The sequence below is a fragment of the Pseudomonas sp. GL-R-26 genome, assembly GCF_019947365.1.
Lineage (GTDB): Bacteria > Pseudomonadota > Gammaproteobacteria > Pseudomonadales > Pseudomonadaceae > Aquipseudomonas.
Window position 1 is genome coordinate 57,049 of record NZ_JAGYGI010000027.1, and the last position, 24,500, is coordinate 81,548.

21 protein-coding genes, 1 other RNA gene and 1 pseudogene are annotated in these 24,500 nt (G+C 60.9%); 14 read left to right on the forward strand and 9 right to left on the reverse strand.

Translation table 11 applies throughout. The features are described from left to right. Positions 1-49 precede the first annotated feature (49 nt). The 13 genes from ccoN to KGA96_RS23645 all read left to right on the forward strand — a co-directional run bounded on the left by ccoN (position 50) and on the right by KGA96_RS23645 (position 13,379). The gene (gene ccoN, locus KGA96_RS23585; protein ID WP_223515137.1) at positions 50-1,492 is read left to right on the forward strand and encodes a cytochrome-c oxidase, cbb3-type subunit I; all 1,443 of its coding nucleotides are present in this window, start codon (positions 50-52) and stop codon (positions 1,490-1,492) included. Then, a complete protein-coding gene (gene ccoO / locus KGA96_RS23590) occupies positions 1,492-2,100 on the forward strand; it encodes a cytochrome-c oxidase, cbb3-type subunit II (RefSeq protein WP_009042961.1) in 609 nt (202 codons plus the stop codon). Before ccoN ends, ccoO begins: the two co-directional genes overlap by 1 nt. Positions 2,101-2,105: 5 nt before the next feature. Beyond that, the gene (locus KGA96_RS23595) at positions 2,106-2,291 is read left to right on the forward strand and encodes a CcoQ/FixQ family Cbb3-type cytochrome c oxidase assembly chaperone (RefSeq protein ID WP_003175465.1); all 186 of its coding nucleotides are present in this window, start codon (positions 2,106-2,108) and stop codon (positions 2,289-2,291) included. After that, entirely contained in the window at positions 2,288-3,265 is a 978-nt protein-coding gene (gene ccoP, locus KGA96_RS23600) for a cytochrome-c oxidase, cbb3-type subunit III (protein ID WP_046041345.1), read from the forward strand. The genes KGA96_RS23595 and ccoP overlap by 4 nt, the downstream gene beginning before the upstream one ends. 146 nt (positions 3,266-3,411) lie before the next feature. Continuing rightward, positions 3,412-4,503: a metallophosphoesterase family protein gene (locus KGA96_RS23605; RefSeq protein WP_223465742.1), complete on the forward strand. Its 1,092-nt coding sequence runs from the start codon at positions 3,412-3,414 to the stop codon at positions 4,501-4,503. 254 nt (positions 4,504-4,757) lie between these two features. Next, positions 4,758-6,173, forward strand: a complete 1,416-nt coding sequence (ccoG, locus tag KGA96_RS23610; RefSeq protein ID WP_046041341.1) for a cytochrome c oxidase accessory protein CcoG — start codon at positions 4,758-4,760, stop codon at positions 6,171-6,173. 11 nt (positions 6,174-6,184) lie between these two features. Next, positions 6,185-6,724 (forward strand): FixH family protein, encoded by a 540-nt coding sequence (locus KGA96_RS23615; protein ID WP_046041339.1) that lies wholly within the window; start codon positions 6,185-6,187, stop codon positions 6,722-6,724. 181 nt (positions 6,725-6,905) lie between these two features. Further along, a complete protein-coding gene (locus KGA96_RS23620; RefSeq protein WP_223515138.1) occupies positions 6,906-9,356 on the forward strand; it encodes a heavy metal translocating P-type ATPase in 2,451 nt (816 codons plus the stop codon). A gap of 22 nt (positions 9,357-9,378) precedes the next feature. Then, positions 9,379-9,597 (forward strand): cbb3-type cytochrome oxidase assembly protein CcoS, encoded by a 219-nt coding sequence (gene ccoS, locus KGA96_RS23625; RefSeq protein WP_046041335.1) that lies wholly within the window; start codon positions 9,379-9,381, stop codon positions 9,595-9,597. Beyond that, positions 9,590-10,273 carry a sulfite exporter TauE/SafE family protein gene (locus tag KGA96_RS23630; protein ID WP_046041333.1) on the forward strand — a complete coding sequence of 228 codons (684 nt, stop codon included), beginning with the start codon at positions 9,590-9,592 and terminating at the stop codon, positions 10,271-10,273. The genes ccoS and KGA96_RS23630 overlap by 8 nt, the downstream gene beginning before the upstream one ends. Before the next feature lie 266 nt (positions 10,274-10,539). Further along, a complete protein-coding gene (gene hemN / locus KGA96_RS23635) occupies positions 10,540-11,922 on the forward strand; it encodes an oxygen-independent coproporphyrinogen III oxidase (protein WP_046041427.1) in 1,383 nt (460 codons plus the stop codon). Between the two features lie 93 nt (positions 11,923-12,015). After that, positions 12,016-12,750: a fumarate/nitrate reduction transcriptional regulator Fnr gene (fnr, locus tag KGA96_RS23640; RefSeq protein WP_046041331.1), complete on the forward strand. Its 735-nt coding sequence runs from the start codon at positions 12,016-12,018 to the stop codon at positions 12,748-12,750. 80 nt (positions 12,751-12,830) lie between these two features. Next, positions 12,831-13,379: an adenine phosphoribosyltransferase gene (locus tag KGA96_RS23645; RefSeq protein ID WP_008050206.1), complete on the forward strand. Its 549-nt coding sequence runs from the start codon at positions 12,831-12,833 to the stop codon at positions 13,377-13,379. Positions 13,380-13,550: 171 nt separating this feature from the next. On the opposite strand, the gene KGA96_RS23650 is transcribed toward KGA96_RS23645, so the two are convergent. The 5 genes from KGA96_RS23650 to dnaX all read right to left on the reverse strand — a co-directional run bounded on the left by KGA96_RS23650 (position 13,551) and on the right by dnaX (position 19,353). Further along, a complete protein-coding gene (locus KGA96_RS23650) occupies positions 13,551-14,699 on the reverse strand; it encodes an acyl-CoA dehydrogenase family protein (protein WP_223515140.1) in 1,149 nt (382 codons plus the stop codon). 190 nt (positions 14,700-14,889) lie between these two features. Next, positions 14,890-15,492: a recombination mediator RecR gene (recR, locus tag KGA96_RS23655; RefSeq protein WP_046041325.1), complete on the reverse strand. Its 603-nt coding sequence runs from the start codon at positions 15,490-15,492 to the stop codon at positions 14,890-14,892. A 79-nt stretch (positions 15,493-15,571) separates the two neighbouring features. After that, positions 15,572-16,603: an NADP-dependent oxidoreductase gene (locus tag KGA96_RS23660; RefSeq protein WP_046041323.1), complete on the reverse strand. Its 1,032-nt coding sequence runs from the start codon at positions 16,601-16,603 to the stop codon at positions 15,572-15,574. Positions 16,604-16,865: 262 nt separating this feature from the next. Further along, on the reverse strand, positions 16,866-17,204 hold the full coding sequence (locus tag KGA96_RS23665; protein ID WP_007971455.1) for a YbaB/EbfC family nucleoid-associated protein: 339 nt from the start codon (positions 17,202-17,204) through the stop codon (positions 16,866-16,868). 67 nt (positions 17,205-17,271) lie between these two features. Next, the gene (gene dnaX / locus KGA96_RS23670) at positions 17,272-19,353 is read right to left on the reverse strand and encodes a DNA polymerase III subunit gamma/tau (protein ID WP_046043928.1); all 2,082 of its coding nucleotides are present in this window, start codon (positions 19,351-19,353) and stop codon (positions 17,272-17,274) included. Between the two features lie 123 nt (positions 19,354-19,476). Here dnaX and KGA96_RS23675 point away from each other — a divergent pair, with 123 nt between their 5' ends. Next, on the forward strand, positions 19,477-20,274 hold the full coding sequence (locus KGA96_RS23675) for a substrate-binding periplasmic protein (RefSeq protein ID WP_223515142.1): 798 nt from the start codon (positions 19,477-19,479) through the stop codon (positions 20,272-20,274). Between the two features lie 60 nt (positions 20,275-20,334). Here KGA96_RS23675 and ffs read toward each other — a convergent pair. From ffs to KGA96_RS23695, 4 genes and pseudogenes are all read right to left on the reverse strand, one after another. After that, positions 20,335-20,431, reverse strand: an RNA gene (gene ffs / locus KGA96_RS23680) — signal recognition particle sRNA small type. A 111-nt stretch (positions 20,432-20,542) separates the two neighbouring features. Next, positions 20,543-21,709 (reverse strand): putative zinc-binding metallopeptidase, encoded by a 1,167-nt coding sequence (locus KGA96_RS23685; RefSeq protein ID WP_223515144.1) that lies wholly within the window; start codon positions 21,707-21,709, stop codon positions 20,543-20,545. Positions 21,710-21,878: 169 nt separating this feature from the next. Beyond that, the gene (gene ligA, locus KGA96_RS23690; protein WP_223515146.1) at positions 21,879-24,236 is read right to left on the reverse strand and encodes an NAD-dependent DNA ligase LigA; all 2,358 of its coding nucleotides are present in this window, start codon (positions 24,234-24,236) and stop codon (positions 21,879-21,881) included. A gap of 86 nt (positions 24,237-24,322) precedes the next feature. Beyond that, a pseudogene (locus KGA96_RS23695) lies at positions 24,323-24,500 on the reverse strand (group II intron reverse transcriptase/maturase); the annotation flags it as partial.

Below are 24,500 nucleotides of genomic sequence, written 5' to 3' on the forward strand. Positions count from 1 at the left end.
GCGGCCGATTTTTAATCCTAATAAAACACCCAAACCGTGGAACCTTAGAATGAGCACAGCAATCAGTCCGACTGCTTATAACTATAAGGTAGTCCGCCAGTTCGCCATCATGACGGTGGTCTGGGGGATCCTTGGCATGGGGCTCGGTGTCTTCATTGCCTCGCAACTGGTCTGGCCGGAGTTGAACTTCGGTCTGCCATGGACGAGCTTTGGACGCCTGCGCCCGCTGCACACCAACCTGGTGATTTTCGCCTTCGGTGGATGTGCACTGTTTGCCACTTCTTATTACGTCGTGCAGCGAACCTGCCAAACGCGACTGATTTCCGACAGCCTCGCCGCCTTTACCTTCTGGGGATGGCAAGCGGTGATCGTCGGCGCGATCATTACCTTGCCGATGGGTTTCACCACCACCAAGGAATACGCGGAACTGGAATGGCCCCTGGCTATTCTGCTGGCCATTGTCTGGGTCACCTACGGTCTGGTGTTCTTCGGCACCATCGTCAAGCGCAAGACCAAGCACATCTATGTGGGCAACTGGTTCTACGGCGCGTTCATCGTCGTGACCGCAATGCTGCACATCGTCAACCACATGTCGTTGCCGGTCAGCCTGTTCAAGTCCTACTCGGCCTACTCGGGTGCGACGGACGCGATGATCCAGTGGTGGTACGGCCACAACGCCGTGGGCTTCTTCCTGACCACCGGCTTCCTGGGGATGATGTACTACTTCGTGCCGAAACAGGCCGAGCGTCCGATCTACTCCTATCGCCTGTCGATCGTGCACTTCTGGGCACTGATCACCCTGTACATCTGGGCCGGCCCGCACCACCTGCACTACACCGCACTGCCGGACTGGGCACAATCGCTGGGCATGGCGATGTCGATCATCCTGCTGGCGCCAAGCTGGGGCGGCATGATCAACGGCATGATGACCCTGTCGGGCGCCTGGCATAAGCTGCGTACCGACCCGATCCTGCGCTTCCTGGTGGTTTCCCTGGCGTTCTACGGCATGTCGACCTTCGAAGGCCCGATGATGGCCATCAAGACCGTCAACTCGCTGTCGCACTACACCGACTGGACCATCGGCCACGTACATGCCGGCGCCTTGGGCTGGGTTGCGATGATCTCGATCGGCGCCATCTACCACATGATCCCGAAACTGTTCGGTCGTGCGCAGATGCACAGCACCGGCCTGATCAACACCCACTTCTGGCTCGCGACCATCGGTACCGTGCTCTACATCGCTTCGATGTGGGTCAACGGCATCACCCAGGGCCTGATGTGGCGTGCAATCAACGATGACGGCACCCTCACCTACTCGTTCGTCGAAGCGCTGCAAGCCAGCCACCCGGGCTTCATCGTCCGCGCCCTGGGCGGTGCATTCTTCGCCACCGGCATGCTGTTCATGGCCTACAACGTATTCCGTACCGTACGCGCCTCGAACCCGGCTGAAGCCAAAGCCGCCGAACAGATTGCCGTAGTTGGAGTTCACTGATGAAGCATGAAGCAGTCGAGAAGAATATTGGCCTGCTGGCCTTCTTCATGGTCATCGCCGTCAGCATCGGCGGCCTGACCCAGATCGTTCCGCTGTTTTTCCAGGATGTCACCAACAAGCCGGTCGAGGGCATGAAGCCCCGCACCGCCCTTGAACTGGAAGGCCGGGACGTTTATATCGCCAACGGTTGTGTCGGCTGCCACTCGCAGATGATCCGTCCGTTCCGTGCTGAAACCGAACGCTACGGCCACTACTCGGTCGCCGGTGAAAGCGTCTGGGACCACCCGTTCCTGTGGGGTTCCAAGCGTACCGGTCCGGACCTGGCCCGCGTCGGCGGTCGTTACTCCGATGACTGGCAGCGTGCGCACCTGTACAACCCGCGCAACGTAGTGCCCGAGTCGAAAATGCCGGCCTACCCGTTCCTCGTGGAAAACAAGCTCGACGGCAAAGACACCGCCAAGAAAATGGAAGTCTTGCGCACGCTCGGCGTCCCTTACACCGACGAAGACATCGCCGGCGCCAAGGATGCTGTGAAGGGCAAAACCGAAATGGACGCGCTGGTGGCCTATCTGCAAGGCCTGGGCACCATCATCAAAAGCAAACGGTGAATTAGATGGATATAGGGATGATTCGTGGCCTGGGCACCGTTGTCGTGATGGTGGCCTTCATCGGACTGGCACTGTGGGTGTTCAGCCCCAAGCGCAAGTCGGAGTTTGAAGACGCGACCTTGCTGCCTTTCGCGGATGATCCCGAAGCCATCAAGCACGTCGAGCAAGCTTCTAGGAGTAACAAAGAATGACTACATTCTGGAGTCTGTACGTCACAGTCCTCAGTCTCGGTACGATCTTCGCCCTGACCTGGCTGCTGCTGTCGACCCGCAAGGGCCAGCGCAGCGAACAGACAGACGAGACCGTCGGGCACTCCTTCGATGGCATCGAGGAGTACGACAACCCGCTGCCGAAATGGTGGTTCATGCTGTTCGTGGGCACCATCATCTTCGCACTGGGCTACCTGGCGCTGTATCCGGGCCTGGGTAACTGGAAAGGCCTGCTGCCGGGTTACGGCTACCTCGACAACGAGAAGCAGACCCCGTTCGCCAACGGCCAGACCGGCTGGACCGGCGTTCACGAGTGGGAAAAGGAAATGGCCAAGTCGGACGCCAAGTTCGGTCCGATCTTCGCCAAGTTCGCGGCCATGCCAATCGAAGAAGTGGCCAAGGACCCGCAAGCCCTGAAGATGGGTGGCCGCCTGTTCGCCTCCAACTGCTCGGTTTGCCACGGTTCCGACGCCAAGGGCGCCTATGGCTTCCCGAACCTGACCGACGCCGACTGGCGCTGGGGCGGCGAGCCGCAAACCATCAAGACCACCATCATGGGCGGCCGTCATGCGGTGATGCCTGCGTGGGCTGACGTGATTGGCGAGCAAGGCGTGGCCGACGTGGCCGCGTTTGTCCTGACCAACCTCGATGGCCGCAAGCTGCCGGAAGGCACCAAGGCCGACCCGGTTGCCGGGCAGAAACTGTTCGCTACCAACTGCGTGGCGTGCCACGGTCCGGAAGGCAAAGGCACCCCAGCGATGGGCGCACCTAACCTGACTCACCCGGCAGCGTTCATCTACGGTTCGAGCTTCGCTCAACTGCAGCAGACCATCCGTTATGGCCGTCAGGGCCAGATGCCTGCGCAAGAGCAGCTGCAAGGTAACGACAAGGTTCACCTGCTGGCCGCTTACGTCTACAGCCTGTCTCACGGCGAGAAGGCAGCGGACGCCGAGTAAGGCAAACGCTTGAAGCTACAAAATACGGCCCCGCCAATGTGAATTGGCGGGGCCGTTTTGTTATTGATGCCAAACAACAAAACCAATAGAGCAAATTTCCAGTCAATCGCGGAAACATGCCTTATCAACAAAGCCTCGACACCTGATTGCTTCAGAAAAAACCGCCGCATAAATTCATCTATTTCGACAATCCCTGCACCGCAAGACAAACAACATCAATAAAACGGAAATGGACTTCCATGATAATTTCAAACAGCTGCAAACTGCTCTCCCTGCTGATATTGACCTGTGCCCCCGTCATGCATTCGATGGCCAGCCAATCCCAGCCGCAACACCTGGTGTTTGCCTCGGAACCGAAGTACCCCTCCAGTGAAAAATCCGATAACAAGGAACACGAGTCCGCAGCCGACAAGGAAGCGCGATCAAAGTGGCTGATCAACGCCCAATACAGCAGCATTGCCGACTTCAGGAACCAACTCGGAGGGGCTGCCGCCATCCCGGTGATGATCAACGGTAACCTGACCGCTTCCGGGCATCCCAGAGAACGCGCCTACGTTCATTCGGTATTGCAGGACAAACTCAACAAACTTTACGACTTTGGCTTGGGCAATCACGACTACGACTTCAATGTCGCAGGTTGCCCCGACTGCGCTGCCGGGAGCGTCGACGACCTGAAGAATCGCTACTGGGGTAAAGTCGCCACCCTGGACCTCGCCGCCAGGGCTTCTGTTTTCACGAAAACCTGGTACGGCAGCCTGGCGTATTCCAGGGACTATGGCGATGTTCACTTGGTCCAGTTGCACAACGAGCCAACCTACTCCGTCAACTTTTCCACTCACTCGCTTTTCAATACGACCGCCTACGAAATCACCGCTTCGCTGGACTGGCTGGAGCGAGACCTGCAACGTGCTCGAGCCCAGGGCAAAATCATTCTGCTGAACTTGCACCAGCCGTTCGGCTGGCCGGTTCAGGAGCGCGAAATCATGCGGTTCTCCCGGATGCTCGAGGACTATCGCGTGACCGCCGTATTTTCCGCCGATGCAAACAAACAGAACGGAAAGTACCCGACCAGCAACTACGTCTATGGTGATACGCCACTGTTCATGAGTGGTTCGGCCACTCGGCAAAGCTGGTTGTCGGCCAGTTTTTCTCCCGACAGAAAGTCCCTCACCGTCAACGTCATCGCCGGCAATGACTGGCGCAATCCTGTTGCCAGCCATACCGTCCCGGTCAAATAAACCGCCGCGACGCCATCGGATGACCTGATGGCGTCGATGCCCCACGACCGGGCAGCTATACTGCGGGTGTCAATTGACCTGCATCATGTTTTGTTACATTCGCTACACCATCCGCGGATTTCTCCCAACGCGACCAAAGGTCGCACCCGCAGGCTAGAGCGACAGGCGTATCATTGCGCCACTGCAACACCCCTTTTTGACCGCGGTCGGCACGTACTGACCGAGGCATTTTTCCACTGCCGTGGGATGCAATGATGAGCAACCAGATTCCGGTACACGACGTCACTCCACCCACCAAGAACGCGAACAACAGCGTCGACCTCTACGCCTCCAGGGAAAAAATCTACACCCGCGCCTTCACCGGCCTGTTTCGCAACCTGCGGATGACCGGCGGTGCCGTGTTGTTCCTGCTGTATTTCGGCACGGTGTGGCTGAACTGGGGCGGTCATCAAGCCGTGTGGTGGAACGTGCCGGAGCGCAAGTTCTTCATTTTCGGCGCCACCTTCTGGCCCCAGGACTTCATTCTGCTGTCCGGCATGTTGATCATTGCCGCCTTCGGCCTGTTCTTCATCACCGTGTACGCCGGACGGGTCTGGTGCGGCTATACCTGCCCGCAAAGCGTCTGGACCTGGATCTTCATGTGGTGCGAAAAAGTCACTGAAGGTGACCGCAACCAACGCATCAAGCTCGACAAGGCGCCGATGAGCGCCAACAAGCTCCTGCGCAAGTTCAGCAAACACAGCCTGTGGCTGCTGATCGGCTTCGTCACCGGCATGACCTTCGTCGGCTACTTCTCGCCGATCCGCGAACTGGTGTTCGACTTCTTCACCGGCCAGGCGGATGGCTGGTCGTACTTCTGGGTCGGTTTCTTCACCCTCGCCACTTATGGCAACGCCGGCTGGTTGCGTGAACAGGTGTGCATCTACATGTGCCCGTACGCGCGCTTCCAGAGTGTGATGTTCGACAAGGACACCCTGATCGTTTCCTACGACCCGCGCCGTGGCGAAGGCCGTGGCCCGCGCAAAAAAGGCATCGACTACAAGGCTCAGGGCCTGGGCGACTGCATCGACTGCACCATGTGCGTCCAGGTCTGCCCGACCGGTATCGACATCCGCGACGGCCTGCAAATCGAATGCATCGGTTGCGCCGCCTGTATCGATGCCTGCGACGCCATCATGGACAAAATGGATTACCCGCGCGGGCTGATCAGCTACACCACCGAGCACAACCTGTCCGGGCAGATAACCCATAAACTGCGTCCGCGCCTGATTGGCTATGCCGTGGTGCTGCTGGCGATGATCAGCCTGCTGGCGACGGCGTTCTTCATGCGTGCACTGGTGGGCTTCGATGTCAGCAAGGACCGCGTGCTGTACCGCGAGAACGCCGAAGGCCGGATCGAAAACGTCTACAGCCTGAAAATCATGAACAAGGACCAGCGCGACCATACCTACCTGCTCGAAGCCTCCGGCCTGCCGGATCTCAAATTGCAGGGTCGACGCGAGATCAAGGTCGCGGCCGGCGAGATCATCAGCCAGCCTGCCGAGCTGTCCGTCGCACCGGAAAAACTGCCGTCGAGCACCAACGAGGTGAAATTCATCCTCAAGGACGCCGATGACGACAGCGTCCACATTGAAGCCAAGAGCCGGTTCATCGGCCCACAAATTCGTTGAGAGAACTGAACATGCCCGCAGCAACTGCCGCTAGTCCCTGGTACAAGCACCTCTGGCCGTGGATCATCATCGGGATCCTGGCCTGCTCGGTGACCCTGACCTTGTCCATGGTGACCATCGCGGTGAAGAACCCGGACAACCTGGTCAACGACAACTACTACGAGGCCGGCAAAGGCATCAACCGCTCCCTCGACCGTGAGCTGCTGGCCCAGACCCTGAAAATGCGCGCCAGCGTTCATCTCGATGGCATGACCGGCGAGGTTGACCTGCGCCTGAGCGGCGACAGCCAGCCCGGGACCCTGGAGCTGAACCTGATCTCGCCGACCCAACCGGAAAAGGATCGCAAGATCACCCTGACCCGCAGCGAAACCGAACAGGGCCGCTACATCGGCCAGTTGAGCGACAAGGTCGAAGGCCGGCGTTTTGTCGAGTTGCTCGGCACTCAGGACGAGCACATCTGGCGCATGTTCGAAGAAGAAATGGTCAGCCATGACAAAGACCTGCTGCTGGGTGACGAACCGCTGCAAGGTGCCGAAGACCTGAAGAAATAAAAATGCCATCGAATGTGGCGAGGGAGCTTGCTCCCGCTGGGGTGCGCAGCACCCCTAAAATCTGCAACTCAGTTCCTTCAGGTACAGCGAGTCCGCAGCACTACGACTGCTTCGCAGCCGAGCGGGACGATGCGGCGATCCGACAAGCTCCCTCGCCACAAAGGCTTTCATGGCTACAGAAATGACCACCCCACTCCCCTGCTACCACTGCGCCCTGCCCGTCCCCGCCGGCAGCCGCTTCACCGCTGCAGTCCTGGGGCAACCCCGCGAGTTCTGCTGCCCGGGGTGCCAGGCCGTGGCCGAGGCCATTGTCGCCGGTGGCCTGGAATGCTATTACCAGCACCGTAGCGAAGCCTCGGCCAACCCCGAAGCGCTGCCGGTGCAACTGGTGGATGAACTGGCGCTGTACGACCGTGCCGATGTGCAGCAACCCTTCGTTCGCCACGACGGCGAACTCGCCGAAACCACACTATTGATGGAAGGCATCAGCTGCGCCGCCTGCGGCTGGCTGATCGAAAAACACCTGCGCACCTTGCCGGCCGTGGCCGAAGCGCGCCTGAACCTGTCCAACCATCGCCTGCACGTACGCTGGGCCGATGGGCAATTGCCGCTGAGCCAGGTCCTCAGCGAGCTGCGTCACATCGGTTACGCCGCACACCCGTATCAGGCCGACCGGGCCAGCGAACAACTGGCCAGCGAAAACCGCCTGGCCCTGCGCCAGCTCGGCGTGGCCGGTTTGCTGTGGTTCCAGGCGATGATGGCAACCATGGCCACCTGGCCTGAATTCAACATCGACCTCAGCCCCGAACTGCACACCATCCTGCGCTGGGTCGCGCTGTTCCTCACCACTCCGATTGTGTTCTACAGCTGCGCGCCGTTCTTCAAAGGCGCCATGCGCGATCTGCGCACCCGCCACCTGACCATGGACGTTTCGGTGTCGCTGGCCATCGGTAGCGCTTACATCGCCGGGATCTGGACGTCGATCACCGGGGTCGGAGAACTGTATTTCGATGCCGTTGGCATGTTTGCCCTGTTCCTGCTCGCCGGGCGTTATCTGGAACGTCGCGCCCGGGAGCGCACCGCCGCCGCCACCGCGCAGCTGGTGAATCTGTTGCCCGCCTCGTGCCTGCGATTGACAGCCGACGGCCAGAGCGAACGCATTCTGCTCAGTGAACTGCGTGTCGGCGATCAGGTGCTGGTTCATCCGGGCGCCATTCTCCCGGCTGACGGCAAGATCCTCGACGGCCAGTCGAGTGTCGACGAGTCCCTGCTGACCGGTGAATACCTGCCACAACCCCGCACCCTCGGCGACGCGGTCACCGCCGGCACAATGAACGTCGAAGGCGCACTGACCGTCGAGGTTCAGGCCCTGGGCCAGGACACTCGCCTCTCGGCCATCGTTCGCCTGCTCGATCGTGCCCAGGCCGAAAAACCGCGCCTGGCGGAAATCGCCGACCGCGCCGCGCAATGGTTCCTGCTGTTGTCGTTGATTGCGGCTGCGGTCATTGGCCTGCTGTGGTGGGAACTGGACTCATCGCGAGCATTCTGGATTGTGTTGGCGATGCTGGTAGCGACTTGCCCTTGCGCGTTGTCGCTGGCCACACCGACCGCCCTCACCGCCGCCACCGGCACATTGCACAAACTGGGCCTGCTGTTGACGCGTGGCCATGTGCTGGAAGGCCTGAACCAGATCGACACAGTGATTTTCGACAAGACCGGCACCCTCACCGAAGGTCGCCTGGCGCTGCGTTCGATCCGCCCCCTCGGCGCACTCGACAGCGATCAATGCCTGGGCCTCGCCGCAGCCCTGGAAAACCGCTCCGAACATCCGATCTCCCGCGCTTTCGGTCGTGCACCGATGGCTGCCGAAGAAGTCCACAGCACACCGGGCCTTGGCCTGGAGGGGCTGGTTGACGGGCGCCGCCTGCGCATCGGCCAACCGAATTTCGTCTGCGAACTCAGCGGCGCCATGGTGCCGTCGATGCCTGAGGAAGCCGGCCAATGGCTGCTGCTTGGCGACAACCAGGGACCGCTGGCCTGGCTTGTCCTCGACGATCGCTTGCGGGCCGACGCGCCCGCGCTGTTGGCCGCGTGCAAGGCGCGAGGCTGGCGCACGCTGCTGTTGTCCGGCGACAGCTCGCCAATGGTAGCCAGCGTGGCGGCGGAACTGGGTATCGATGAAGCCCGTGGCGGTTTGCGTCCGGACGATAAGCTGCAGGTCCTGCAGCAACTGCACAAAGAAGGTCGCAAGGTGTTGATGCTGGGGGACGGGGTAAATGACGTGCCAGTGCTGGCGGCTGCGGACATCAGCGTCGCCATGGGCTCGGCCACCGACCTTGCGAAAACCAGTGCCGATGCCGTGTTGCTGTCCAACCGCCTCGACGCGCTGGTGCAAGCCTTCAGCCTGGCGCGGCGCACCCGCCGGGTCATTATCGAGAACCTTCTGTGGGCCGGGTTGTACAATGGCCTCATGTTGCCCTTCGCCGCCCTCGGCTGGATCACTCCGGTCTGGGCGGCGGTGGGCATGTCGATCAGTTCGTTGACCGTGGTGTTGAACGCGCTGCGCCTGACTCGCATGCCGAGCGCGCCCGCCGCCAGCACTTCGCCAGAAACCCGCCCGCTGCCGGCCTGAGCCGCGCGGGCATGGAGTCCAGATGCCAGCTCTTTACGTGATGATTCCCGCTGCGCTGCTGATCGTGGCCATCGCCGTCTATATCTTCTTCTGGGCGGTGGACAGCGGTCAGTACGACGACCTCGACGGCCCGGCCCATAGCATCCTGTTCGACGACCAGGACCCGAACCACACCGCCGCCGTCGATGAGGCCAGCGGCCAACCGACCAAGCCGCAAGACAAGGCCCCGCCCCATGCTTGACCTTGCGCCACTGCTGGTGTCTGCGGTGATCCTCGGCTTGCTCGGCGGCGGCCATTGCCTGGGCATGTGCGGCGGCTTGATGGGCGCGCTGACCCTGGCGATTCCCAAGGAACAACGCAGTCGCCGCTTTCGCTTGTTGCTGGCCTACAACCTGGGCCGGATCCTGAGCTATGCCTGCGCCGGACTGCTGATCGGCCTGGCCGGATGGGCCGTGGCCAGCAGCCCGGCGGCGATGTTCCTGCGCATCCTTGCCGGCTTGCTGCTGATTGCCATGGGCCTGTACCTGGCCGGCTGGTGGAGCGGCCTGACCCGTATCGAAAGCCTCGGTCGCGGCCTGTGGCGGCATATCCAGCCAGTCGCCAACCGGTTGTTGCCGGTGTCGAGCGTTCCCCGTGCGCTGCTGTTGGGCGCGCTCTGGGGCTGGCTGCCGTGCGGTCTGGTTTACAGCACCTTGCTATGGTCGGCCAGCCAGGGCAACGCGCTGGACAGCGCATTGTTGATGCTCGCGTTCGGGCTCGGCACCTGGCCGGTGCTGCTGGCGACAGGCCTTGCCGCCGAGCGCATCACCGCACTGTTGCGCAAACGCAGCGTGCGGATGGCGGGTGGATTGCTCGTGATGCTGTTCGGCATCTGGACCTTGCCGGGGCCGCATCAGCATTGGCTCATGGGGCACTGACATTGTGGCGAGGGGGCTTGTCGGAATGCCGCACCACCCCGTTGGGCTGCGCAGCGGCCCCAAATCAGATAATGCAGTGAGTCAGTGAGAAAAAGTTGTTGGGTATACGACGGCTACGCCGCCGAACGGGGTGGTGCGGCATTCCGACAAGCCCCCTCGCCACAAAATGCACTTCACACTCCCCCTTGATGCAAATCAAGATGCCCCTCCCCGCCCTCGCATAAAGTGGCTGACACTGCCAGCCTATCCGGGGGAATGCCCGCATGATGCTCGACGCCATTCGTTGGGACACCGATCTGATCCGCCGTTATGACCTGGCGGGACCACGCTACACCTCGTACCCGACCGCCGTGCAATTCAACAGCCAGGTCGGCACTTTCGACCTGTTTCATGCCCTGCGCGACAGCCGCAAGGCCCAACGCCCGTTGTCGCTGTACGTGCACGTGCCGTTCTGCGCGAACATTTGCTATTACTGCGCCTGCAACAAGGTCATCACCAAGGATCGCGGGCGGGCGCAGCCGTATTTGCAGCGCCTGGAACAGGAAATCCAGTTGATCGCTTGCCACCTCGACCCCACGCAGAAAGTCGAGCAACTGCACTTCGGTGGCGGCACACCTACCTTTCTCAGCCACGACGAACTGCGCCAGTTGATGACGCATCTGCGCAAACACTTCAATTTGCTGGACGACGACTCCGGCGACTACGGCATCGAGATCGACCCGCGCGAGGCCGACTGGTCGACCATGGGCCTGCTGCGGGAACTGGGCTTCAATCGGGTGAGCATCGGCCTGCAAGACCTCGATCCGGCGGTTCAGCGTGCAGTCAATCGCCTGCAAAGCCTGGAAGAAACCCGCGCGGTGATCGACGCCGCCCGCACCTTGCAGTTTCGCTCGATCAATATCGACCTGATCTACGGCCTGCCAAGACAGACGCCGGAGAATTTCGCCCGCACCGTCGAAGAGGTCATCAACCTGCAACCGGACAGGTTATCGGTGTTCAACTACGCCCACTTGCCGGAACGCTTCATGCCCCAGCGGCGCATCAACAGCAATGAACTGCCAACACCCGCGCAGAAACTGGAAATGCTGCAGCGCACCATTGAGCAACTGATCAGCGCCGGCTACCGCTACATTGGCATGGACCACTTCGCCCTGCCCGACGATGAGCTGGCGATTGCCCAGGAAGAGTCGACCCTGCAACGCAACTTCCAGGGCTACACCACCCACGGTCATTGCGATCTGATCGGCCTTGGCGTGTCGGCGATCAGCCAGATCGGCGACCTGTACTGCCAGAACAGCAGCGACCTGACCGAGTACCAGAACGTCCTTGCATCCATGCAGCTCGCCACGAGCCGTGGCCTGCTGTGCAACGCCGACGACCGGCTGCGGCGCGCGGTCATCCAGCAATTGATCTGCAATTTCAGCCTGGAGTTTTCCGATATCGAACGGGCCTTCAACATCGATTTCCAGGGCTATTTCGGTGATCTCTGGCCCCAGCTGCAAGGCATGGCCAAAGACGGGCTGATCGAACTCGAACGCGACAGGATCACCATCCTGCCCGCCGGACGACTGTTGGCCCGCTCGGTGTGTATGGTGTTCGACGCGTACCTGGAACAACACAGTCGCCAGCGTTTTTCACGGGTAATCTAGAGCGCTGCGACAAAAGCGCCACAGGCTGGCCTCAATGTCCTCGGGTGAGTTACCCTTACGTCTTATGTGTGAATTCCCACAAGGATTGAAGAAATGTCCGAGCCAGTAAAACTGCGCGCTCATAATCAAGCCCATTGCAAGGATTGCAGCCTGGCCCCTCTTTGCCTGCCACTTTCGTTGAATCTGGAAGACATGGATGCGCTGGACGAAATCGTCAAACGCGGCCGGCCGCTGAAAAAAGGCGAATTTCTGTTCCGCCAGGGCGATACCTTCGATTCTGTTTACGCAGTCCGTTCTGGCGCCCTCAAGACCTTCAGCCTGAGCGACACCGGTGAGGAACAGCTCACTGGTTTCCACCTGCCCAGCGAACTGGTTGGCCTGTCGGGCATGGACACCGAAAAGCACCCGGTGTCGGCACAAGCCCTGGAAACCACCTCGGTGTGTGAGATTCCTTTCGAACGCCTCGACGAACTGGCCCTGCAATTGCCGCAGTTGCGCCGTCAGCTGATGCGCGTGATGAGTCGCGAAATCCGTGACGACCAGCAGATGATGCTGCTGTTGTCGAAAAAGACCGCCGACGAACGCATTGCCACCTTCCTGGTCAACCTCTCGGCACGTTTCCGCGCCCGGGGTTTTTCCGCCAATCAGTTCCGCCTGAGCATGTCGCGCAACGAAATCGGCAACTACCTGGGCCTGGCGGTGGAAACCGTGTCACGGGTCTTTACCCGCTTCCAGCAAAACGAACTGATTGCGGCAGAAGGCAAGGAAATCCGGATTATCGACCCGATCCAGCTGTGCGCCCTGGCCGGTGGCTCGCTGGAAGGCTGAAACAAAACGTTGCGGCTGAGCGAAACGGTTCAGCCGCCGTTATACTTCGTTGTTTGCAGCCCTGCCAGGACACCACGACGATGGTCTTCGACTCCTTCGACATCAAATCCCTCATCCGCCCTGTCATCGACTTCCCGAAACCGGGTGTGATCTTTCGCGACATCACCCCGCTGTTCCAGTCACCCACGGCCCTGCGCCTGGTGATGGACAGCTTCGCCCACCGTTACGTCGAGGCTGACTTCACCCACATCGGCGCGATGGACGCCCGTGGTTTCCTGATCGGTTCGGTACTGGCCTATCAGTTGAACAAGCCGCTGGTGCTGTTCCGCAAGCAAGGCAAACTGCCGGCTGAAGTGCTGGCCGAGGGCTATGCGACCGAATACGGCGAAGCCTTCCTGGAAGTGCACGCCGACAGCCTGTGTGAAGGGGATTCGGTGGTGATGTTCGATGACCTGATCGCTACCGGCGGCACCCTGATTGCCGCCGCCAACCTGATCCGCCGCATGGGCGCGCGGGTGCATGAAGCGGCGGCGATCATCGATCTGCCGGAACTGGGTGGCTCGCAGCGTCTGGAAGACATGGGCATTCCTACGTTCTGCCTGACGCAGTTTGCGTTGAGCGATAAGTAAGCGGCGCCTGCACGGACGCTATCGTCGGATCGCCGCCCGGAGCAAGCTCGCTCCCACAGGGATCTGCGGCGTACACAAATCTTGTGCATGACAAAGAACACTGTGGGAGCTTGCTCCGGGCGGCGATCCGACGATGGCGTCAGCGGCAACAGCACTAAATTCAAGATCGGTTCAAAGCCCCATCTGCTTGCTGATGATCTCGTTCATCACTTCCCGCGTCCCGCCGCCAATCGACAGGATCCGGTTGTCGCGGTACAGCCGCTCCACCAGACTCTCGCGCATGTAACCCAGACCTCCGAGTATCTGCACCGCATCGGTCACGATCCGGTCCGAGGTATCCGTCGCAAAATTCTTGGCCATGGAAATTTCCTTGATCACGCTCTGCCCCGCCGCCATCTTCGCCGCCTGGCGGTAAGTGAATTCCCGGGACACCTCCAGCGCGGTCGCCATCTCGGCGAGGCGATGCTTGATCACCTGAAACTTGCCGATCGGCTTGCCAAAGGCTTCGCGCTGGCGCGCCCATTTCAGGCTCTCTTCCAGCGCAAGTTGTGCGGTCATGTTGGCCATCAACGCCAGGGCCAGGCGTTCGCTCTGGAAATTGCCCATGATGCAGGCAAAGCCCATGTTCTCGGCACCGATCAGGTTTCCTACAGGCACCCGGCAATCATCGAAGAACAGTTCAGCGGTGTCTGACGCCCACCAGCCCATTTTCTTCAGCTGCCGTCCTACGGTGAAACCGGGCGTGCCCTTCTCGATCAGCAGCAGGCTGATGCCACCGAAACCTGGCTCGCCCGTTCGCACGGCAACGGTATAGAAATCCGCGCGCACGCCGCTGGTGATAAAGGTCTTGCTGCCACTGATCCGGTAGAAATCGTCGTCGCGCACGGCACGGGTTTGCAGGTTGGCGACGTCGGAGCCGCCGCCAGGCTCGGTGATGGCCAGGGCGCTGATCTTCTCTCCCGACAGCACCTGGGGCAGCACACGATCCCGCACTTCGGGCCGGGCCCACTTGAGAATGGGCGGCAAGCCGATATCCAGCGACCCCAGGCCGGCAACCAGCCCGCCTGAGCCGCAGCGCATCAACTCTTCACTGGCGGCAACCTTGGCGAACAGATCCCCTTCATGGCTGCCTCCGTAAGCTTCCGGATAACCGATGCCGAGAATCCCCGCTGCACCGGCCTTGAGGTAGAGCTCACGAGGAAAGCTTTCGGCTTCTTCCCACTGCTCGATATCAGGAAGTATCTCGCGCTCGACGAAACGTCTGACGCTGTCACGGACCAATTGGTGGCCGGGGTCGAAGTATTCCTGAAAGGCAGACATCGGCGAGCTCCACTGAAGAGGTCAGTGAAGTTAACCGAGCGCTTGCTTGGTTTTCAACAAAATTGTGTAAGTCAGGTAGAGCGAGGTGCCCTTATCGCGAGCAAGCTCGCTCTCACAGGGTATTGCGGCGTACACAAAACCAATGTGGGAGCGAGCTTGCTCGCGATGGCGTCAGCCCAAACAACACAAATTACAGAGTGATCGGCTTACGCCCGGCAAACGAATGCGCCAGTGTCCCGCCATCCACCAGCTCCAGCTCGCCACCCAGCGGTACGCCATGGGCGATGCGCGAGGCGATCAGGCCTTTGCTGCTGAGCAATTGGGCGATGTAGTGCGCCGTGGCTTCACCTTCCACGGTCGGGTTGGTGGCCAGGATGACTTCGGCGAACGTGCCGGCCTCCTCGATCCGCGCCATCAATTGCGGAATGCCGATGGCTTCCGGCCCCAGGCCGTCGAGCGGTGACAGATGCCCCTTGAGCACGAAATAGCGCCCGCGAAAACCGGTCTGCTCCACTGCATAGACGTCCATCGGACCTTCCACCACGCAGAGCAAGGTGTCGTCGCGACGGGTATCGGCGCATTGCGGGCACAGATCATCTTCCGTCAGCGTACGGCACAAGCGGCAGTGACCAACCCCTTCCATGGCCTGGCTCAGGGCCAGCGCCAGGCGCGAGCCGCCGCTGCGGTCACGCTCGAGCAACTGCAACGCCATGCGCTGGGCGGTTTTCTGACCCACGCCTGGCAAAATTCGCAGGGCGTCGATCAGTTGGCGAATCAAAGGGCTGAAGCTCATGGTGGAAAAGTCCGACAAAACAACGAGACGCGGTTTATACCCGCGCCTCGGTTGAGCGTCAAATTGCAGCGTCAATTACTCAGTCCCGGGAAACCCGAACCACCAGTTTGCCGAAGTTGCGCCCTTCCAGCATGCCGATAAACGCATCGGGCGCCTGTTCCAGGCCATCGACCACGTCTTCGCGGAACTTCACCTTGCCATCGCGTACCCAGGGCGCCATGGTGCTGAGGAATTCCGACTGGCGATCACCATAGTCATCGAACACGATGAAGCCCTGGATGCGCACCCGCTTGGTCAACAGGGTGCGCTGCAACAGTGGCAGGCGATCCGGGCCGCTCGGCGCCTCATGGGCGTTATAGGAGGCAATCAGGCCGCAGAGTGGAATCCGCGCCTTGGGGTTGAGCAACGGCACCACCGCGTCGAATACCTTGCCGCCGACGTTTTCGTAGTAGATGTCGATTCCCTTGCCACAGGCCTTGGCCAGTTCATCGGCAAAGTCCGGGCTCCTGTGGTCGATGCAGGCATCGAAGCCCAGCTCTTCGACGACATAGCGGCACTTGTTCGCACCACCTGCCACGCCAACCACGCGCAACCCCTTGATCTTCGCCACCTGGCCAACCACCGAGCCCACCGCCCCGGACGCAGCTGCAACCACCAGGGTTTCGCCGGCCTTCGGCTGGCCGATGTCCATCAGGCCCATGTACGCGGTCATGCCCGGCATCCCCAGCACCCCGAGAGCCATCGAAGGGTTTGGCAGCCCAGGAATCGGAATGATGCTGCGACCGTCATTGATGCTGTGGCTTTGCCAACCGGTGGCACCGACCACCAGGTCACCTTCCTGAAACTTCGGATTGAGGGAACGCTCGACCCGGCTGACAGCGCCCCCGGTCATGACTTCGCCGATTTCCACCGGAGCGGCGTAGGAAGGTGCGTCACTCATGCGTCCGCGCATGTAGGGGTCCAGCGACAGGAAAACGGTCTTGAGCAGCACCTCACCGTCGGCCAAGTCCGGCAGCGCCACCCGCTCCATGCGGAAGTTTTCCGGCGTTGGCGCGCCCACCGGGCGAGAAGCCAGGACAATGCGTTGATTGAGGGTCATGGTGTCGGACATGGCAGCGTCTCCTGTGATCGATGAGATTCAGTGATAGAGGGAGCAGACCTTTGTGGCGGTATGGCGTTCGATGTTTACTCAGTTGGACCGGGGTGAATTCTTCGCGAGCAAGCCCGCTCCCACATTTGGAATGCAATCCCCTGTGAGAGCGAGCCTGCTCGCGATGGTGGCATACCTGTCACTACCTACCCAATGGCCAGAAACAAAAATGCCAGGCGCTATGCCTGGCATTTTTGTAACTCATCTGCCGCCTGAAGGCGAATCAGAATGGCAGTTTCATGCCCGGCGGCAGTTGCATGCCCGCAGTCATGCTGCCCATCTTGTCCTGGCTGTTGGCTTCGATCTTGCGCACGGCATCGTTGACCGCGGAGGCGATGACCGCTTCCAGCATTTCCTTGTCGTCTTCGCTCATGCCTTCGACCAGGCTCGGGTCGATGGTCACGCTCTTGACGTCATGACGACCGGTCATCACCACGGTGACCATATCGCCACCGGCCTTACCGGTGACTTCGGCGTTGGCCAGTTCTTCCTGCATCTTGGCCATTTTTTCCTGCATCTGCTGCGCCTGCTTCATCAGGCCGGCCATGCCACCTTTCATCATGGTAATCACCTCAAAAGTACTTGGATTAAAACAGCACCCGGCCCATGCGGCCGAGCGCCTTCAGTTATTAGCCCTGAGCGACCAGGGCGTCGACAGGTTCAATAGTATCGTTACGGACCACCGCACCGAACTGCTGCATCATTTGCTGGATGAACGGATCACCGTGGATCGATTCCTCCGCCTCGCGCTGACGGTTGGCACGGCGGCGCGAAGCCGCTTGTGCCGGGGTTTCCTGTTCGGGCTTGATCAGCTCGATGCTCAGGGTCAGGGTGCGCTGGTGATACTGGTTCAGCGCATCGTTGAGGCGACGCTGTTGAGTGGCGTTGAACAAGGCACTGTGGGCCGGGTCCAGGTGCATCAGCCAATTGTCGCCATCCACCGCGATCAGCGTGCAGTTGGCGGCGATGCTGCCGGTCATGCCGGAGATCGGCAATTTCGGGAACAGCTCCAGCCATTGCAGGGCCAGACCGGTGGCCGGCATTGCCGCGGGTTCAGGCTCGGGTTCCGGGGCCGGGTCGGCAGCGTGCTCGCTGGCCAGTTCGTCGAGGTAACTGTAGGCCGAATCCATGTCCGGCTCGATGTAATCTTCGTCCAGCGGCGGCTCGTCATCCAGGTCCATGCCAGGCGTCGCGGCATCGACTTCGGCCACCGAAGGTTCCGGGATCGGCGCGGCGGCCCATTCCGGGGCGTCCGGCACCACGCTGTCCGGTGTCGGCAACGGCATCGGCGGTAATTCGGGTTGTTCGCTGGCGGTTTCCAGCACCGGCTCCGCCGACGGTTGCTGGACGGGCGCTGGCTCGACCGGGTCATTCCACGGCAGGTCGACCACCTCTTCGACCACGATCGCTTCAACCACAGGCGCAGGCGCAGGTTCAGGCACAACGACCGGCGCAACCGGTTCCGGTGCAGGCGCTGGAGCCGCCACTGGCGCAGCTGCTACCGGGGCAATGGCCGCAGCGACTACCGGCGCAACAACCGGCGCGGCAGCCACTGAGTTTGCGGAATCAACTGTGGCCTGGCTGATCCCCACTGGCTTTAGCGGTTGCCTCGGGGCATCCGCGGTGTCTGCGGGCCGGAACGCCAGCATCCGCAGCAACACCATTTCAAAACCGCCCCGGGGATCCGGTGCCAGCGGTAAATCGCGGCGGCCGATCAGGCCCATTTGGTAGTAGAACTGCACATCTTCGGCCGGCAACGCTTGGGCCAGTGCCAGCACGCGATCACGGTCGCCGTGACCGTTGTCGACACCTTCCGGCAGGGCCTGGGCGATAGCAACACGGTGCAGCACATTGAGAATTTCCGAGAGCACGCCGTTCCAGTCCGGGCCTTGTTCGGCCAGGTGGCGGACGGCTTCGAGCAACGCCTTGGCATCGCCTTCGATCAACGCATGCAGGACGTCATAGACCTGCCCGTGATCGAGGGTGCCGAGCATCGCGCGCACGTCGGCGGCCATGACTTTGCCTTCACCGAAGGCAATCGCCTGGTCGGTCAGGCTCATGGCATCACGCATCGACCCGTCGGCGGCACGGCCCAGCAGCCACAGCGCATCGTCCTCGAACGGCACGTTCTCGACACCCAATACGTGGGTCAGGTGCTCGACAACTCGTTCCGGTGTCATGTTCTTCAAGGAGAACTGCAAGCACCGCGACAGAATCGTTGCAGGAAGTTTCTGCGGATCAGTGGTCGCCAGGATGAACTTGACGTAGGGTGGCGGCTCTTCAAGGGTTTTGAGCAGTGCGTTGAAGGAATGGCTGGAGAGCATGTGCACTTCGTCGATCAGGTAGACCTTGAAGCGCCCACGGCTCGGGGCGTACTGCACGTTGTCGAGCAATTCTCGGGTATCTTCGACCTTGGTGCGGCTCGCGGCGTCGATCTCGATCAGGTCGACAAAGCGGCCTTCGTCGATTTCGCGACACACCGAACACTCGCCACAGGGAGTCGAAGTGATACCTGTCTCGCAGTTAAGGCATTTGGCAATGATCCGCGCGATGGTGGTCTTGCCGACCCCACGGGTACCGGTAAAGAGGTAGGCGTGGTGCAGCCGCTGGCTGTCCAAGGCATTGATCAGAGCCTTGAGCACATGGGTCTGGCCGACCATTTCGCGGAACGAGCGCGGACGCCATTTACGTGCAAGAACCTGATAACTCATCGAAAACCGTCGCAGCGAAGGAAGCAGAAGCGGCTAATGCTAGCGGAGCAAGGGACAAATTGCATCCGGTGCGCTCGTGTATTGTGGCTAAGCTGCACATCGGGGTCTTTTAATGGAGTGTTTATGCGGCTGGCCTTGGGGGCATTGCTGTTGATCAGCCTGGATGGCGCGGCGGCGCAAGCACCGCTGCGCTTCGTGATAACCGACAGCTGGACCATGCCCATGGTGCAGATTGAACGGGGCAAACCGACCCAGGGCATCCTGTATGACATGATGCTCAGCCTCGCGACCCAGGTCGGCGTACCGGCCGAATTTCATGTATTGCCCCGCAGGCGCATACAAAGCGCCATGGAGCAAGGCGAGGTCGATGTCCGCTGTTATGTCGCGCAATCGTGGCTGCCCGATCAGCTTGGCGATTTTCTCTGGAGTATCCCGCTCTTTATTCAACCCGACGTGTTGATCACCCGACTTGCGTCGCCCAGCGCAGTCAAACCCGCCGACTTGCCGCAACAGTCCATTGGAACCGTGCTGGGCTACAGCTACCCGACCCTGCAGCCACTGTTCGACACCGGCCAACTGCAACGCGACGACGCACGCAATCAGGAACAAGTAATGGAAAAACTCCTGGCCGGCCGCAACGACTATGCCGTCAGCAATCAATGGAGCCTGGACTGGTTCAATCACCGCCTGCTGCCGGAGCAGCAACTGCAAGGCGTGGCAGTGCTGCAGGAACACCGTATTGGCTGCTACGTTCGCAACGACCCGAAGATCCCGGTGCAGAGCATCCTGAGTACCCTGGCGCGGATGAAGATGTCCGGGGAGATCGATGAAATTGTTCGGCTGTATATCGGTGGCGAGCCTGCGGCTGTGGATAAACCGCAAACGACAAAAAACCACCCCGGAGAAGATCCTGGCAGCTAGCGAAAGTCTGAATTCAGAAAGATAACGCGGGAGAACACTCGCGTGGCGTTAAGGTGGTAACCCCACCAGCCACACCCCGGCACACAATGTTCCCGCTGTGGCTGCTTCCTTCCGGATCTGACCAGGTTCACGGGTAATCGTTGCGGGGGGACCGATGGGGTCACCATAACGACGCTCACCTGTCGGCGAGCCGCGCCATTGTACCTATCTGAGACGAAGTTACAACCGTTGGTTTCGGATTAAAAACATGAGGGGCTTCAAGCACTTGCTATTGCGCCTCTAGCACCTCGTCCGCCCTGCCGCCCTCCTGTTGAATCACCAGGTGGATAAAGTGCAGCTTGGCGATGACAGCTGGCGGCAGGACGAACGGATAGAAATCCGGCTGCCCCATGCTGCGTGACAATTCGTTGAGCATGCCCGCCAGTTCGATCCACGCATTGACGAACGACAGGAACGCCACGCCGCCGGGATGCTGCGGATCGTAGAGGGTATCCAACGGAAACGGCTGATAGTCGAAGTCCATTTCCCGTGCACTCATGCCAAACCCCAGCGCGGTGTCCACCGCATCCATCATGTGCAGGTAATGGGCCCAGGTTTCGGCCCAGTCTTCCCACGGGTGCATGGTGGCGTAGGCGCTGACGTAGTGCTGCTGCCAGTCGAGCGGTGCGCCCTGCTGATAATGCCGTTCGAGGGCGTTGGCATAGCTGGCGCGCTCATCGCCGAACAATCCGCGAAAAGGCTCAAGCCATTGGCTATCGGCGATCAATCGATCCCAGTAGTAATGCCCGACTTCGTGACGGAAATGCCCGAGCAGCGTGCGATAGGGTTCGTGCATTTGCACCCGCACCTGCTCGCGATGGGCATCGTCGGCCTCCTTGACATCGAGGGTGACCAGGCCATTGGCGTGGCCGGTGGTGGGCGGTTTGCCTTCGAGGTCCACGCCGATGAAATCGAAGGCGAGGCCCGTCTCTTCATCGACAGTTTTGGGAATCACCTGCAACCCCAGGCTGAGCAGTTGCGCGACCAGACGCCGCTTGGCGGTTTCCACTTTGCGCCAGCGCTCGTGGTTTTCGGCTATCGACAGATCAGGAATGGTGCGATTGAGGCTGCAGGCAATGCACAAGACGTCATGGTCATTGGCAGACAACAACCAATTACAGGCCGCCGGGGAGTCGAGGTTGGCGCAGCGTCGAAACAGGCCTGCCCCAGGATCGGCATCCAGCAGCCAGGTGCCCGCCTGCACACCCGGTTGCAGCGCAGACAAGCGACTCTGCTCCGGCTGATAACCCAACGCCGCCGAACAGGCCAGGCACTGGCTGTTGCGAAAGAACAGCGACTGCCCGCAACGACAGGACCAGACCTTGCTGTTGCGCGAGCTTTCGCCCATGAACGGCGCGGCGATGCGCGAGCTGAGCTGCTCGAAGAAAGGGTACATGGCGATCTCTCCCTGGGGCTTGCAGAGACTAGATCATTCTTGCTCGCACATCGTTCCGCTTTTTTGTGGCGAGGGAGCTTGCTCTCGCTGGGGTGCAAGCAGCCCTGTGCTGTCTTGGTGCCTGCTGCGCAGGCAAGCGGGAGCAAGCTCCCTCGCCACAGGGTTCGTGCTAGATCGGGATGTTGTGATCCTTCAGGAACACCACAAACGCCTCTTCATCCAGCACCTTTAGCCCTAGCTCATTGGCCTTGGTCAACTTCGAACCGGCACCCGGCCCTGCGACCACGCAATGGGTCTTGGCCGACACCGAGCCGGCGACCTTGGCGCCAAGGCTTTCGAGTTTGTCCTTGGCGATATCCCGGCTCATCAGCTCCAGCGAGCCGGTCAGCACCCAGGTCTGCCCGGCCAGCGGCAAACCTTCGACGACCTTCTTCTCGCTCTGCCAGTGCATGCCGAAATCGGCCAGTTGCTTCTCCGCCGCTTCGGCCAACTGGCGATTGTCCTCGACCGCAAAAAATTCGCGCACCGAATTGGCCTGCTTCTCCGGCAGTGCCTGGCGCATATCCAGCCAGTCAGCACCGATCACCGCCTGCAACGAGCCGAATTTGTCCGCCAGTTTCTGCGCCCCGCCCGGTCCGACCAAGGGGATATGCAGCTTGTCGAGGAAACCACCCAGGGTGGTGCTCGCCGAAAACTCGGCACCCAACTCGCCCTGATCCTGAATCTGCAAACCATGCTTGAGCAGTTCCGCGATCACCTGCTGGTTATGCGCGTCCTCGAAGAAGCTGTGGATCTCGTGCGCGACTTCCAGGCCAACATCCGGCAAGTACGTGAGCACCTGCGGCAAGGCCTGCTGCACCCGCTCCAGCGAGCCCAGGGAACGCGCCAGTACCTTGGCCGTCTCCTCGCCGACATCGGGAATCCCAAGGGCGTAGATGAACCGCGCCAGGCCCGGCTTCTTACTGTCTTCGATGGCGCCGAGCAGGTTCTTGCTCGACAGTTCGGCAAAGCCTTCCAGATCGACAATCTGCTCGAACGTGAGGGCGTACAGATCGGCCGGCGAGCTCACCAGGCCTTCGTCGACCAGTTGCTCGACGCTCTTCTCTCCCAGGCCTTCGATGTCCATGGCGCGACGGGAAACGAAGTGAATGATCGCCTGCTTGAGTTGCGCGCCACAGGCCAGACGACCGACGCAGCGATACACCGCGCCTTCGCTCACCGTCTCGCGACCCTTGCTGCGCTTGATCAACTGCGTGCGCTCGACATGGGAACCGCACACCGGGCACTGCTCGGGAATCTGCACCGGCCGGGCGTTTTCCGGACGACGCTCCATGACCACTTGCACCACCTGCGGAATCACATCACCGGCGCGGCGAATGATCACCGTGTCGCCGATCATCAGGCCCAGGCGCGCAACTTCGTCCATGTTATGCAGGGTGGCGTTGGCCACCGTGACGCCCGCAACCTTGACCGGTTTCAGACGCGCCACCGGCGTCACCGCCCCGGTGCGGCCGACCTGGAATTCCACATCGAGCAGCTCGGTGAGCTCTTCCATCGCCGGGAATTTGTGGGCGATGGCCCAGCGCGGCTCACGGGCGCGAAAGCCCAGTTCGCGCTGGGAGGCAATGCTGTTGACCTTGAACACCACGCCGTCGATTTCATACGGCAGCGCACTGCGACGCTCACCGATGTCGCGGTAGTAATCCAGGCACTCGGCGATGCCGTGCGCCAGTTTCAGCTCATGGCTGATCGGCATGCCCCAGGCCTGGAGTTGCTGCAAATTGCCGATATGCGTATCGGCAATGTCCGCCGACACCTGGCCGATGCCGTAGCAGCAGAACTCCAGCGGGCGATTGGCGGTGATCTTCGAATCCAGCTGGCGCAAGCTGCCTGCCGCTGCGTTGCGTGGGTTGGCGAAGGTCTTGCCGCCGACTTCCAGTTGCGTGGCGTTGAGCCGCTCGAAACCGGCCTTGGACATGAACACTTCGCCGCGCACTTCCAGGGTCGCCGGCCAGCCAGTACCGTGCAGCTTGAGCGGGATGTTGCGTACGGTGCGCACGTTGACGCTGATGTCTTCGCCGGTGGTGCCGTCCCCACGAGTCGCGCCGCGCACCAGGATGCCATCCTGATACAGCAGGCTGACGGCCAGGCCATCGAGCTTGGGCTCACAGCTGTACTCGACGGTTGCGCCGCCACCGAACAGATCGCCGGCCGGCAGGTCCAGGCCTTCGGTCACCCGGCGGTCGAACTCGCACATGTCGGTTTCTTCGAAGGCGTTGCCGAGGCTGAGCATCGGCACTTCGTGACGCACCTGGGTAAACGCCGACAGCGCCGCGCTGCCCACTCGCTGGGTGGGCGAGTCGCTGGTGATCAGTTCGGGATTGGCCGCTTCCAGAGCCTTGAGCTCGTTGAACAAGCGGTCGTATTCGGCGTCCGGAATGCTCGGCTCGTCGAGCACGTGGTAACGATAGTTGTGCTGATCCAGCTCAGCGCGCAGCTCTAAAATACGGTTCTTGGCGGCGGTCATGGGTGTTCTCTCATAATCGAGTAGGAGGCGGATTTACATCCGCCGTCCTCTCACACCACCGTACGTACGGTTCCGTATACGGCGGTTCAGGTTAAGCGGTTAAGCCGGGTTATCGTGTCCAGTATTGAGACCAGCCTGAGTCGATCCCAGAGTTTCTTCGGCAGCGCCTGATTCATATGGGGTGCTCCCGAATTCCACCAAGGGCCTCGACCGTTGAATGCTGAGTGACAAGCACGAGCTTCGTTGAGCCCTAGACGCATCAAG